This window comes from Massilia genomosp. 1, from assembly GCF_011682185.1.
In the GTDB taxonomy this organism is placed as follows: domain Bacteria; phylum Pseudomonadota; class Gammaproteobacteria; order Burkholderiales; family Burkholderiaceae_D; genus Telluria_A; species Telluria_A rubra.
In genome coordinates this window covers 54,000-67,527 of record NZ_WHJF01000010.1, presented here as the reverse complement: position 1 = coordinate 67,527, position 13,528 = coordinate 54,000, and the positions used below count along the sequence as shown (strand labels likewise).

The following is a 13,528-nucleotide window of genomic DNA, read 5'->3' as shown; positions in this document are numbered from 1 at the left end:
CTAGGCCGCCAGCTTGGAAATGTCGGCCACGCGGTTCATCATGCCGTGCAGGACCGACAGCAGCGCCAGGCGGTTGTTGCGCAGCGCCAGGTCTTCGTCCATCACCATCACGTCATCGAAGAACCTGGCGACGTCGTCGCGCAGCTGGGCCAGTGTTTTGAGCGTGCCGGCAAAGTCGCGCGCCGCAAAGGCCGCGTCGATCTCCGGGCGCACGCGCGCAATCGCCGCGAACAGGGTGCGTTCGGCGTCTTCCTTGAGCAGCGCTTCGGAAGGTTCGTCGGCCACGGCGCCGTTTTTCTTGAGGATGTTGGTGATGCGCTTGTTCGCTTCGGCCAGGGTAACGCTTTCCGGCAGGGCGGCAAAGGCTTGCACCGCTTCCAGGCGTGCGACGATGTCGTGCAGGCGATCGACGTGCGAGGTGAGCACCGCTTCGACTTCGTTGGCGGAGAAGCCGCGCTCGCGCAGCACGCCGCGCAGGCGCTCGAACATGAAGGCGCGCACGTCCAGCACCGGATCGGTGAAGTTGGCGACACCCTCGAAACGCGCGTTGGCGAATCCGAGCAACTCGATGATCGACACGTCCATGCGTTTTTCGACCAGCATGCGCAGCACGCCCAGCGCGTGGCGGCGCAGTGCGAACGGATCTTTTTCGCCGGTTGGCTGCAGGCCGATGCCCCAGATGCCGACCAGGGTTTCGAGCTTGTCGGCCAGGGCCACGGCGGTGCCGGTGTCGGTCGATGGCAGGCTGTCGCCGGCAAAGCGCGGCTGATAGTGCTCGGTCGCGGTCAAGGCCACTTCTTCCGGCTCGCCGTCGTGACGCGCGTAGTAGGTGCCCATGATGCCTTGCAGCTCGGGGAATTCGCCCACCATGTCGGTCAGCAGGTCGGCCTTGGACAGTTGCGCCCCGCGCGCGGCCAGTTGTTCGTCGTAGCCCATGGTGCGGGCGATGTCGGTGGCAATGGCCACCACGCGCTGCGAACGCGCGGCCTGGGTGCCCAGCTTGTTGTGGTAGACCACATTGGCCAGCAGCGGCAGGCGCGATTCGAGCGTTTTCTTCTTGTCCTGCTCGAAGAAGAACTTGGCGTCGGACAGGCGCGGACGCACCACGCGCTCGTTGCCGCCGATGATGTGCTGCGGGTCGTCGGTTGCAATGTTCGAGACGATCAGGAAGCGCGAACGCAGCTTGCCGGCGGCATCGGTCAGCGCAAAATACTTCTGGTTGGTCTGCATGGTGAGGATCAGGCATTCCTGCGGCACGGCCAGGAATTCTTCTTCGAAGCGGCACTCGTAGACCACCGGCCACTCGACCAGCGCCGACACTTCGTCCAGCAGCGACTCGGGCATCAGCACCTGGTCGGCGCCGGCCGCTTGCAGCAGGGCGGCGCGGATTTTTTCCTTGCGCGCCTCGACATTGGCGATCACCTTGCCGCCCTCCTCGAGCGTGGCCGCGTACTGGTCCGCGTGCGCGATCGTCAAGGGCGCGCCATCGGTCAGGAAGCGGTGGCCGAGGGTCTGCTGGCCGGCGGCCAGGCCCAGCAGGGTCAAGGGTACGACCTCGGCGCCATGCAGCGCGACCAGCTTGTGGGCCGGGCGCACGAACTGCACGGTGGCGCCGTCCGGACGCTGGTAGCTCATGAGTTTTGGAATCGGGAGCTTCGCGGCGGATTCTTCCAACGCGGCTTGCAGGCCAAGGTAAAGCTGGCTGCCTGGTACGCTACGGGTATAGAACAGGCTGTCGGCCTTGCCATCGAGCTCGCGTTGAAGCTCGTCGATATGCAAATCGGGCACGCCCATTGCAGCCAGTTTTTTCTTCATCGGAGCGGTGTAGTTGCCGTCGGCGTCCAACGCGACGCTGACCGGCAAGACTTTTTCGCGCACCGATTTATCGGGCGAGATGGCGCGCACGCCGGTGATCGAGACGGCCAGCCGGCGCGGCGAGGCGTAGCTGGTCGCCACGCTGTCGTCGCCGAGGAAGTCGCGCGATGTGAGTCCGTTCACAATGCCGGCGGCGAAAGCGGCGCCCAGTTTGGCCAGCGCTTTCGGCGGCAGTTCTTCGGTCAGCAGTTCGACGAGTAGGGTTTGAGTCATCATTCTGTTTTTATCTTTCAGGCGGCGAGCGGCGCTTTGGGAGCCATCGGGAATCCCAGCTTTTCGCGCGAGTCGTAATAGGCTTGGGCGACCAGGCGCGACAAGGTGCGCACGCGCCCGATGTAGGCGGCGCGTTCGGTGACCGAAATGGCGCCACGGGCGTCGAGCATGTTGAAGCTGTGCGACGCCTTCATGATCTGTTCGTAGGCCGGCAGGGTCAGTTCGAGTCCGATCAGGCGCTTGGCTTCCGATTCGTGGTTGGCGAACTGGGTAAACAGCAGGTCGGTGTTGGCGTGTTCGAAGTTATAGGTCGATTGCTCGACTTCGTTCTGATGGAACACGTCGCCGTAGCTGAGCGACTTCCTTGTCCCGTTTTCTTCCCATTCGGTCCAGACCAGGTCGTACACATTCTCGACGCCCTGCAAGTACATGGCCAGGCGTTCGATGCCGTAGGTAATTTCGCCGAGCACCGGCTTGCAGTCGAGGCCGCCCACTTGCTGGAAATAGGTGAATTGCGTTACTTCCATGCCGTTCAGCCAGACTTCCCAGCCAAGGCCCCAGGCGCCCAGTGTCGGGCTTTCCCAGTCGTCTTCGACGAAGCGCACATCGTTTTTTTGCAGGTCCAGGCCGAGCGCCTTGAGCGAACCGAGGTACAGGTCGAGGATGTTTTCCGGCGCCGGCTTCAGGACCACCTGATACTGATAGTAGTGCTGCATGCGGTTCGGGTTGTCGCCGTAACGGCCATCTTTCGGGCGGCGCGAAGGCTGCACGTAGGCGGCGCGCCAGGGTTCCGGTCCGATTGCGCGCAGGAAGGTGCCTGTGTGAAAGGTGCCCGCGCCGACTTCCATATCGTATGGCTGGAGCAAGGCGCAGCCCTGCTTGTCCCAGTAGGTTTGCAAGGTCAGGATAATTTGTTGAAATGTGAGCATCTTGGTGGCTGTCGCGCGGCTGACGGCGCGAACGAATGAGTTTGCTAAAACGACCAATTTTAGCGGGTTTTAGCGGGACGCTGGGGGGCAAGTGATTGACAACGTCATGTTTGCTGCGTTTTTGCAAAGTTACGGCCCGAGAAGCAGGCGACGCCGAACGCCAGCGCTGCCAGTGCCAGGAACAGATAATTGCCCATGCGGATGAACGGCGTCATGCCGCCCATGCCCTGCACCTGGGCCGCCAGCACGCCCTTGCTGTACATCGGCAGGGAATGGACGATCTTGCCGCGCCCGTCGATCACGACCGTCGCGCCGGTGTTGGTGGCGCGCAGCATCGGCCGCCCGGTCTCTAACGAGCGCATTTGCGACATCTGCACATGCTGGGGAATCGCCACCGATTCGCCGAACCAGGCCAGGTTCGACACGTTCAGCAGCATCGTGGCGGGACGCGGCATGGTGCGCAGTTGCAGGGCGATTTCTTCGCCGAACACGTCTTCGTAGCAGACATTCGGCAGCACCAGCTGGTCCTTGACGGCAAACGCCGGCTGGACTTCGGCGCCGCGGCTCATGTCGCCCAGGGGAATGCGCATCATGTCGACGAACCAGCGGAAGCCCGCCGGGACGAACTCGCCGAACGGCACCAGGTGGTGCTTGTCGTAGCGGTAATCCTGGCCGGACGGGTTGATGCCGATCACGCTGTTGGCATAGCTGCCGGGTCCGTCGGACATGGGAATGCCGGACAGAATGTGGCTGCCGGTGGCGGCGGCATAGTTCTTGAGCGACGGCAAATAATCGGGCGGCAGGTACTGGGGCAGGCTGGCGATCGCCGTCTCCGGCAGGGCGATCAGGTCGGCCGGCTGGGCGGTGATCATGCCGCGATACATCTCCAGCGCACGCAGTACATGGTCAGGATCGAATTTTTTCTGTTGCTCGACGTTGCCCTGCAACAGGCGCACGCTGATCGGCTTGCCTTGCGGTGCGGTCCAGGCCACGAAGGTGAGCGCGTAGCCGGCCGCCAGGATGGTGCCCAGCAATCCCATGCCCAGCCAGCGCGCGCGCTGGGTCAGCATGACGATGCAACTGGCGCACACGGCGGCAATCACGCCGATCCCGTATACGCCGACGATGGGGGCGTAGCCGCCCAGCGGGCTGGCGTTATGGGCGTAGCCGGTGGCCACCCAGGGGAAACCGGTGAGTATCCAGCCGCGCATCCAGTCCGACAGGCCCCACATCACGGGCAACACCAGCAGCAGGAAACTGGCGACCGGCAGCGACCAGCGACGCCGCAGCCAGGTGGAAAAGCCGCTGGCGAACGCCCCGAACAAGCCCATGTAGGCGCCCAGCAGGCACACCGCCGCCACCGCCATCGGTCCCGGAATGTTGCCGAAGCGATTCATGGTGATGTACAGCCAGTGCATGCCGGCAACCGACCAGCCGAAGCCGAAGGCCCAGCCGATCAGCGTGCTGCGGCGCACATTGGTATCCATGCCGAGCTGGTAGAACAGGAAGGCGAGCGCCAGGATTTGCAGCGGCCACCAGCCGACCGGCGCGAACGCCAGCACGCAGGACGCGCCCGCGAGGGCGGCGAACAGCATGGGCAACAGCGTGGTGCGGGGAGCGCGCAGCGCCGGATCGAGCGGAACGGTCGAGCGGCGCAACATCAATCGTGTTCGTCTTCGGGTAGCGGAAGTTTTTCCACCAACAAGACATGCACCTGGCGCGCGTCGGCACGCAGCACTTCGAAGCGCAGGTTGGCGACGTCGAAGGTGTCGCCCTTGTGCGGCATGCGCCCGAGGTGGCTGGCAACGAGCCCGCCGATGGTGTCGACGTCGTCTTCGGGCAGGTTGGTGCCGAGTTCTTCGTTGAACTGGCTGATCTCGGTCAAGGCCTTGATGCGCCAGCGCGGGCCGAGCTGGCCTTCCTTGATCGACAGGATGTTGTCTTCTTCTTCATCGAAATCGTATTCGTCCTCGATGTCGCCGACAATCTGCTCGAGCACGTCTTCAATCGTGATCAGGCCGGCAACGCCGCTGTATTCGTCGACGACGATGGCCATGTGATTGTGATTGGCGCGGAAATCGCGCAGCAGCACATTGAGGCGTTTCGATTCGGGAATGAAGATGGCGGGACGCAGCATCTCGCGCACGTCGAACGTTTCTTCGGCGTAGTAGCGTAGCAAGTCCTTGGCCAGCAGGATGCCGATCACCTTGTCGCGTTCGCCCTCGATGGCAGGGAAGCGCGAGTGGGCTGTTTCCAGCACTTGCGGCATCCATTCCTCGATCGGCTTGCTGATGTCGATGACGTCCATCTGCGAGCGCGGCACCATGATGTCGCGCGCGGACAGGTCCGAGACCTGGAACACCCCTTCGATCATGGACAGCGCATCGGCGTCGATCAGGTTGCGTTCATGGGCGTCGTGCAGCACTTCAAGCAGCTCGGCGCGGTTTTCGGGCTCGGGAGAGATCAGTGCGGTCAGGCGTTCAAACAGTGACCGGTGGGTCTTGGCGTCCGTTCGGACGTCATTAGGGTGCTCTGGCATAGTTGGCGTGAGCCGTTGTTGCGATAGGCGTAGGATACACCAAAAGCGCGGTTGCCTGTTTTTTAAGCGGAACCGGGGCCGGTTTATGGGACACGATGGCGCTGGCCCGGCCTTCTTCGCCTGCATCGGCCACCGTCGGCGCGCTTGGTGGACATCAACGGGCAGTTGCGGGGAAGACGCGCTGGCGGGCCATGCGCTCGCGCGGCTGCGGCAATAGCATGCACCTCTGGCCGGCGCCGCTTACGCCATCGCGCCCGACTTCCATGCGCTGACCAGTTCCGGCGGCCAGAAGGCGTGCGGCGCGATCATCAGGCACAGGGTGTCCGGGTGGGTCAAGACCGGGAACCAGGCACCGTGCAGCACGTCGGCCGGCATGTGCTTGCGGATCGCCAGGAAGGACGAGATCATCACGCGCCGGCGCGTGAGCATGTCCGGCACCGCCATGTCCTGCGGGCGTTGCTGTTCGCCGGCCAGGCAATGGGTGATGTGCTGCAGCGCGGCCGGCGCCTCCTTGCCCTTGTACGCGGACAGCTCTTGCGCGATGCGGTGCAGCGCTTGCGGGCGCGCTTCGAAATGGCGCTCAAGGCTGTACGCCAGCAGCGCCGGCATGTCGTGCGGACCCTGCGCGAACAGGGCCTTGTCGGCCTGGACCAGCGCGGCCCACACCACCATGCCTCTTTCGAGCAGCAGATGCTGGCGGCGGTAGATCTCGGCCAGGTTGTCGCCGCCCCGCCAGCCCGGGTTGTCGGCGCAGGTGGCGGCGTAGTCGGCCGGCGTGGCCGTGCGGCGCCACTTCATGACGGCGTTGCGGACCTGGTCGAGCGCCAGCGCCATCGCGGGGGCGGCCGGCCATTGTTCGATCTCGCCCGGCGCCAGCGGCCCGGCGCGCTCGTCGGCGGCCTGCGGCAGCAGCTTGCGCGCGTAGTCCTGCAGCGATTCGGCGCGCGCGTCGGCCAGCAGCGTGGCGACCGTGGCCAGCGGGTAGGTAGTGTGTTCCGCGCTGTCGAGAAAAGCCATGAAGCCGCGCGCGCGCGCACGCTGGCGCGCAAAGGCCGGATAGGCGCGCACCATGTCGTCGTAGTTCATCCATTGCCACTGGCTGCGGTCCGGCGTGTTGCCGCGCACGACTTCACCCAGATAGGCGCCGGCCGCGTCGATCACGCGCTCGAGTTCCGGCGCAGGCACGGCCGCGCCCTGCTGGCGCAGCTGCCCGAGCCAGGCGTCGAGATGGCGCAGCGAGGCCACGCTGTAATCGAGCTGTTCGCGCGCCAGTTGCGCGGCGAGCGGCAGGGCGGCGGCGTCGCCCCCGAGCAGCAGCGCGCACAGCTGCGGGATGCGGGCGGCGATATCGTCGGCGCGCGCGCAGGCGCTGGCGTCGCTCACGGCAAGCCGGGCGTACCAGTGCGCCACGCTGTCGCCGGCGCCGTTGACGATGTGGTCGAGCACTTGCAGGTGCGGATGGCAGATGCGCCCGCGATGGGTGCGCACCACCGCCAGGCGCTGTCCGGCGCGCGTAATGGCGCCCCACTGGCCGCCGATCTGGCTGGCGATGACGCAACCGAGGTAGTCGCCGGCGCGCAGCGCCCAACTGGCGGCGAGCGGGCTGCTGAAGGCGGCGTTGGCCGGCAGCTTGCTGCGTTCGAGCAGGTACCAGGCGTGCAGCTTGTCGAGCAGGGCCGACAGCGCATCGATGCTGGCGCCGCCGCCGTCGAGCGTGAGCTGGTATTTGGCGCGCACGAAGGCGACCAGCCTGGCCTGTTCGGCGCGGGCGCCGGCATCGGTCTGGCGCTCGCTGGCAAAGCCGGGGCGGTGCGTGGACAGGCCCGGGCCGGGGCTGATCATGGTGGCGCTGTGGGCCAGCGGCCCCAGTTGCGCCGACGCCAGGAACAGGCGCGCGCTGTCGTCGTGGTCGAAGCGGTAGAACGGCTGGTAGCCCGGATTGGCGCCAACGGCGGCGTCCACGCGCGCGGTCAGGTTGCGCAGCACGCGCAGGGTGGCGGCGTTGCAGGCTTCGGGGCGCAGCGCCAGCTCGATCGTCATTTCCTTGGCGCTGAAGTCGCCCTCGTCGAACAGTTGCAGGCCGTTGGCATAGGGCAGGCCGGGAGGCGCCACGTCCGGCAAGCGCGTTTCCAACTGGCCGGGCCAGAGCTGCTGGGCGCTGTCGACGCGGCGCACGCCGTTGGCGCAGGCGGCGATCATTGCCGGCGGCAGGGTGCAGTCGCCGTGCAGCGGGGTGTACACCATCTCGAGCGCGTCATCGAACACGGCGCAGCCCAACTCGCGCATGCACTCCCACACCAGTGCGCGCAGCGGCGCATCGAAGCGCGGGCGTTCGAAGCCGACGCACAGGGCACCGCCGGTGCGCGCGCCGATGATGGTGGCGCCAGCCGCCAGCTCGTTGGCGAAGGTGATTTCGGTGTCGTGCGCGCCGCGACCGGGTTTGCCGTGGCGCGCGAGGATGGAAAGCAGGACATCGAAAGGCATGACAGCGCTTTCGCCGTCGGCGAAGCGCTGCAGGTAAAGAAAAGTCGTCACGAAAATCCCGGAAAGGTGCAAAGGCACGTCAGCGCCGCCGTACATACGATTTATACAGTGCCGTATGGTACTTCAGAGCCCCGTTCCGGGTCCATCAAAGCGTTAGCATTGTGGAAAGAAAGTGACAGGTGCGCGCGTCGCCGGAGGTTTCAGGACGCGTACGGATCGGGGTAGCCGAGCGTGGCGAGGATGTCGCGTTCGAGCTGCTCCATCTCGTTCGCTTCGTCGTCGTCGTCATGGTCGTAGCCTTGCGCGTGCAGCACGCCATGCACGATCAGGTGTACGGCATGCTCCTCCACGGTCTTTTTCTGTTCCAGCGCTTCTTTTTCGAGCACGTCGGTGCACAGGATGATGTCGGCGCGGGTTGGCTCATCGTGTGCGAGGTCGTCGCCTTCGTTGTAGGCGAAGGTCAGCACATTGGTGGCGTAATCCTTGGCGCGGTAGTCGCGATTGAGCACCCGGCCTTCTTCGGCGTCGACGAAGCGGACGGTCAGTTCGGCCGGCGCCAGCAGCGCCGCCTGCACCCAGCGCCGCACTGACGGGCGCGTGATCGATTCCCGCAGGCGGGGGTCGGGATACTGGACCGACAGCGACAGCTTATTTTTTGCGGACATTTTTAGCGATAACAGGTTTTGGCAGGGCGGCCAGGTCGTCGACCGAGGCGGCCGATTCGTACGCATCGACGATGCGCGCCACCAGCGGATGGCGCACCACGTCGGCGCTGGAGAACTGGGTAAAGGCGATCCCGCGCACGTCTTTCAGCACATGCACGGCGTCGCTCAAGCCGCTCTTCTGGGTCTTGTGCAGGTCGACCTGGGTGACGTCGCCGGTGACCACGGCCTTGCTGCCGAAGCCGATCCGGGTCAGGAACATCTTCATCTGTTCGACCGTCGTGTTCTGCGCTTCGTCGAGAATCACAAACGCGTGATTGAGGGTGCGTCCGCGCATGTAGGCCAGCGGGGCGATCTCGATCACCTGTTTCTCGAACATTTTCTGGGTGCGGTCGAAACCGAGCAGGTCGTACAGCGCGTCGTACAAAGGGCGCAGGTACGGGTCGATCTTCTGGGTCAGGTCGCCCGGCAGGAAGCCCAGGCGCTCGCCCGCTTCCACCGCGGGACGGGTCAGGATGATGCGCTTGACGGCGTCGCGCTCGAGCGCGTCGACCGCGCAGGCCACCGCCAGGTAGGTCTTGCCGGTGCCGGCCGGACCGACGCCGAAGCTGATGTCGTGTTCGAGGATCGAGCGCAGGTACTGGATCTGGTGCGGGGTGCGTCCGCGCAGGTCGTGGCGGCGCGTTTTCAGCGTCGGGCTGTTGATCTCGATGTCGGGCAGCGCTTCGGTCGGCGTGCTGTCCGGGCTTTGCTGGCTGTGCAGGCCGGAGCGCTGTTCGACCAGCGCCAGTTGCACTTCCTCGATCGGAACGATCTTGTTGGCGACGGCGTAGAAACGCTCCAGGATCCGGACCGCGTGTTCGGCGTTATGGCCGCTGACGATGAATTTTTCGCCGCGCCGGAAAATGGTCACGTCGAGCGCCGACGAAATCTGGCGCAGGTTCTCGTCGAGCGGTCCGCACAGGTGGGCCAGCCGCGTGTTGTCGAGCGGCTCGGGAATGAAATAGTGGGGCTGGATAGGGGTCTTGGTTTTCAACTGGCGCAGGCTAAAGTGTCACCGCGCGCAACGAGTTCGCCGCGCAGGGTGTAGTTAAAACTCTCGGTGATGCGCACGTCGGCCATCTGGCCGATCAGCGCGCTCGCATTGATGCCGGGTTCGAAATTGACGACCCGGTTGTTTTCGGTGCGGCCCTGCAGTTCGGCGGCGTTCTTGACCGACGGCCCTTCGACCAGGATGCGCTGCACCGAGCCGACCATGGCGGCGCTGTACTTGCGCGTGTTGGCGTCGATCGCCGCCTGCAGCTGCTGCAGGCGCGCCAGCTTGACGTCGTGCGGCGTATCGTCGGCCAGGTTGGCGGCCGGGGTGCCGGGGCGCTTGCTGAAGATGAAGCTGTAGCTGGTGTCGAAACCGACATCAAGAATCAGTTTCATCATCGCGTCGAAGTCCGCTTGCGTCTCGCCCGGGAAGCCGACGATGAAGTCGGACGAAATCGACATGTTCGGGCGTACCGCGCGGATGCGCCGGATGATCGACTTGTATTCGAGGCCGGTGTAGCCGCGCTTCATGGCGGCCAGTACATTGTCGGCGCCATGCTGGGCCGGCAGGTACAGGTGGTCGACCAGTTGCGGGATCTTGGCATACGCGTCGATCAGGCGCTGGGTGAATTCTTTCGGATGGCTGGTGACGAAGCGGATCCGTTCGATGCCGGCAATAGCGGCCACGTATTCGAGCAGCAGGGCGAAATCGGCGACGTCGCCGCCTTCCATCACGCCACGAAAAGCGTTCACGTTCTGGCCGAGCAGGGTGATTTCCTTCACGCCCTGGGCGGCCAGGCCCGCCACTTCGGTCAGCACGTCCTCGAAGCGGCGCGAGACTTCCTCGCCGCGCGTGTACGGCACCACGCAGTAACTGCAGTATTTACTGCAGCCTTCCATGATCGACACAAAGGCCGAGGCGCCGTCCACCTTGGCCGGCGGCAGGTGGTCGAATTTTTCGATTTCGGGGAAGCTGATGTCGACCTGGGCGGCGCCGCTGGCGCGCCGTTCGCGCATCATCTGCGGCAGGCGGTGCAGGGTTTGCGGGCCGAACACCATGTCCACATACGGGGCGCGCTTGACGATGGCGGCGCCTTCTTGCGAGGCAACACAGCCGCCGACGCCGATCAGCAAGTCGGGACGCGCCAGTTTGAGCTCGCGCAGGCGGCCGAGGTCGGAAAAGACTTTTTCTTGCGCTTTTTCACGGACCGAGCAGGTGTTGAGCAAAATCACATCGGCATCTTCCGGCGTGTCGGTGCGAACCAGGCCGTCGGACGCGCCGAGCACGTCCGCCATTTTGTCCGAGTCGTACTCGTTCATTTGGCAACCGAAGGTTTTGATGAAGACTTTTTTCTGCATGGAATGATCAACGTGGCGCTGCAGCCTGGTTTCAGGCGGGGTTGCCAGTTTATCGTAAATCAGCGGGGGCGGCCATGTTCGCGAGGGCAAGCTCGGCACAGCCCGGAATTGCGCCTGTTCAACGGCCGGCTTAGCCGTCCGTCATTTTTCCATATCGTCTGGAAAAGTTTCGAGTGGAAATGTTTCACAATTGCCCGATGGGGTCTTGGCTATTTCTTCTTGTAAATCAAAGAGTTCCGAGGGAATTCTATGAACGGACTGAGCACAAGAAAAGTTCTTGCGTGCGCCACAATTTATCTCGCTGTGTTGAAATGACGATGTGACAAGCTTTCCGGCGGATAGCTTGATTTCAAACAATGTCACCTATGCACAGGTAAGTTGTACTTATGGCATATGAGTCTAATAATGTGTTTGGAGTTTCAAGTGCGTTGGAAGTGAGTAGCGCAGAGCGCATACGATCCGGGAACGTGCTTTTAAGCCAGTTATCAGATTTGTTCTGTTTAATCACGCTCAAGGGCGATTTTCCGGGAACTTATTGAGACACGTATGGGTCTCTAACATAGTTCGTAACGGCATTATTTCAACCACTCACCACGAGGTAAAATCATGGCACACCATGCTCTGGCATCACAGGAAAGTTATAACCCCAACCATCTGCTCGACATTTTGCTTGGCAAGATGCAACTGAAAAACGATGCGGCGCTGTCGCGCATGCTCGAAGTCGCGCCACCGGTCATCAGCAAGATCCGCCACCACCGCCTGCCGGTCGGCGCCTCGCTGCTGATCCGCATGCATGAAGTGACCGGCATGAGCATCCGCGACCTGCGCGACCTGATGGGCGACCGCCGCACCAAGTATCGCCTGTCCGATGCCCAAGGCCGCCCCAAAGCAAGCGAAGAAAAGCCGGCGGCACCGGACGCATCGACGTCCGGAAACTATGCGCACTAAGTCCTCCGGCATGGCGCTTCCACGGGAACGCCGACAAACCTACTGCGCGGCACAATGTTTGCCCTGCGATGCTCACCGTACAGTCGTACGGCTGCGCGTCTCGGACAACACTTGTGCCGCTCGCTACGGTTTTTCGGAATTCCCGGCTGTCATGCCAGCGGAACGGGGTGCCTGAGTCCGCCTCTGCATGCAGAGGCGGGTCGGTCAGCCCATCAGGATCATCGTGATTTCTTCGTACTGCAGTTCGGTTTCGCGGAACACTTGCAGGTAGCATTCTTCGTTCAGTCCCAGTGCGGTCCACGCCACCGGCGACACGGCCGGCACCAGATCGTCGCTTTCGCGCCCCAGGTCGAGCGCATGCACAATGGCGTTGGCCACATGCACGATAGTGGCCAGCAAGCCTGCGTCCGGCGCGCCCGGATCATGGTGGAAGGCGATCGTCATCTTCATCGTATCCGAAAAATTCCAGTGTTCGGCCAGCGCCACGCCGGCCTGCACATGGTCCACACCCATCACCGCCAGCTCGGCATCTTGCACATACGTATCGTTGGCCGCGCGGTATTCCAGCACTTGTTGATACAAATCAGGGTAGCTACTGACCAGCACCAGGCGCCCGATGTCGTGCAACAAGCCTGCCGTGAAGGCGTAATCCTGGTTGAAGCGCACCCTGCGCGCCAGCACCTTGGCGCAGCAGGCGCTGCCGATCGAGTGGCGCCAGAACGCCTTGTGGTCGAAGGCGGCGCAGCGGCCCTCGGCGAAACAGCCGGTCAGGGCCGAGGCCGTGATCAGGTTGCGCGTGGTCTGGAAGCCGAGGTAGGTGATCGCCTGCTGGATGGTGGTCACGCGCACCTGCAAGCCGTACAGCGAGGAATTGGCCAGGCGCAGGGTCTTGGCGGTGAGGGCCTGGTCGTGCGAGACTTTTTTGGCCAGCACCGTGATGTCGATGTCTTCCTGGTCGATGCTGGTGAGCAGTTCCATCACCACCGCCGGCAGCGAGGGCAGGTCGGCCAGGCGCTTGAGGACGTCGTCGAGCACAATGGCGCTCATAAGGCGGCCTCGCGCGCGGCGCGGTAGTCTTCTATATAGCGGCGCAAGGCGCTGGTGGCCCAGTCGTGCGGTTGGTCCGGCTTGTGCTTGCGAAACAGCAGCGCCAGGCGCTGCACGCTGGCGGCGTGGTCGGGCGCGCGAGTGGCGGCCGGCGCGGCGCCGCTGCGCAGCACGGGGACGGCGTCGATGCCGTGGCTGGGCAGCAAGGCAATGGTGCGGTCGGTCAGGATTGCTCCCTTGGGCAACAGGATCTGTCCCTGCCGGTCGAGCAGATCGTCGGACAAGACCATTCCCGGTGCCACCTCGGCCAGTGCCAGGTGCTGGTAAGCTGCGCTCATAGGCATCCTCCCTCGTAAGGCTACGATCTTACCATTGCTGTCCGGGCCTGTGCGCTATGTAAAAAGCTTTACTTTTTGCATACGCGTACACGGCAATTT

The 13,528-nt window shown here is 63.8% G+C and carries 11 protein-coding genes; 1 reads left to right on the top strand and 10 read right to left on the bottom strand.

Annotation, left to right across the window (positions count from 1 at the left end):
* The 8 genes from glyS to miaB form a co-directional block, all read right to left on the bottom strand.
* A complete protein-coding gene (gene glyS, locus F1735_RS05950; protein ID WP_167236097.1) occupies window positions 1-2,088 on the bottom strand; it encodes a glycine--tRNA ligase subunit beta in 2,088 nt (695 codons plus the stop codon).
* Window positions 2,089-2,105: 17 nt separating this feature from the next.
* The gene (gene glyQ / locus F1735_RS05945; RefSeq protein WP_167236073.1) at window positions 2,106-3,017 is read right to left on the bottom strand and encodes a glycine--tRNA ligase subunit alpha; all 912 of its coding nucleotides are present in this window, start codon (window positions 3,015-3,017) and stop codon (window positions 2,106-2,108) included.
* A 104-nt stretch (window positions 3,018-3,121) separates the two neighbouring features.
* On the bottom strand, window positions 3,122-4,678 hold the full coding sequence (gene lnt, locus F1735_RS05940) for an apolipoprotein N-acyltransferase (RefSeq protein WP_167236072.1): 1,557 nt from the start codon (window positions 4,676-4,678) through the stop codon (window positions 3,122-3,124).
* Window positions 4,678-5,556 (bottom strand): HlyC/CorC family transporter, encoded by an 879-nt coding sequence (locus tag F1735_RS05935; protein ID WP_166887064.1) that lies wholly within the window; start codon window positions 5,554-5,556, stop codon window positions 4,678-4,680. Before F1735_RS05935 ends, lnt begins: the two co-directional genes overlap by 1 nt.
* 240 nt (window positions 5,557-5,796) lie before the next feature.
* The gene (locus F1735_RS05930) at window positions 5,797-8,091 is read right to left on the bottom strand and encodes a hypothetical protein (RefSeq protein WP_167236071.1); all 2,295 of its coding nucleotides are present in this window, start codon (window positions 8,089-8,091) and stop codon (window positions 5,797-5,799) included.
* Window positions 8,092-8,240: 149 nt separating this feature from the next.
* Complete coding sequence (gene ybeY / locus F1735_RS05925) at window positions 8,241-8,705, bottom strand: rRNA maturation RNase YbeY (RefSeq protein WP_167236070.1); 465 nt, start codon at window positions 8,703-8,705, stop codon at window positions 8,241-8,243.
* Window positions 8,689-9,738, bottom strand: a complete 1,050-nt coding sequence (locus tag F1735_RS05920; protein ID WP_167236069.1) for a PhoH family protein — start codon at window positions 9,736-9,738, stop codon at window positions 8,689-8,691. Before F1735_RS05920 ends, ybeY begins: the two co-directional genes overlap by 17 nt.
* Window positions 9,735-11,096, bottom strand: a complete 1,362-nt coding sequence (gene miaB, locus F1735_RS05915; RefSeq protein ID WP_167236068.1) for a tRNA (N6-isopentenyl adenosine(37)-C2)-methylthiotransferase MiaB — start codon at window positions 11,094-11,096, stop codon at window positions 9,735-9,737. Before miaB ends, F1735_RS05920 begins: the two co-directional genes overlap by 4 nt.
* A 606-nt stretch (window positions 11,097-11,702) precedes the next feature.
* Between miaB and F1735_RS05910 the strand changes: the two genes are divergently transcribed.
* Window positions 11,703-12,044 (top strand): hypothetical protein, encoded by a 342-nt coding sequence (locus F1735_RS05910; RefSeq protein WP_167236067.1) that lies wholly within the window; start codon window positions 11,703-11,705, stop codon window positions 12,042-12,044.
* 204 nt (window positions 12,045-12,248) lie between these two features.
* Here the strand turns inward: F1735_RS05910 and F1735_RS05905 are convergent, their stop codons facing one another.
* Window positions 12,249-13,091, bottom strand: a complete 843-nt coding sequence (locus F1735_RS05905) for an HDOD domain-containing protein (protein WP_167236066.1) — start codon at window positions 13,089-13,091, stop codon at window positions 12,249-12,251.
* Window positions 13,088-13,429 carry a hypothetical protein gene (locus tag F1735_RS05900; protein WP_167236065.1) on the bottom strand — a complete coding sequence of 114 codons (342 nt, stop codon included), beginning with the start codon at window positions 13,427-13,429 and terminating at the stop codon, window positions 13,088-13,090. Before F1735_RS05900 ends, F1735_RS05905 begins: the two co-directional genes overlap by 4 nt.
* Between the last annotated feature and the right edge of the window lie 99 nt (window positions 13,430-13,528).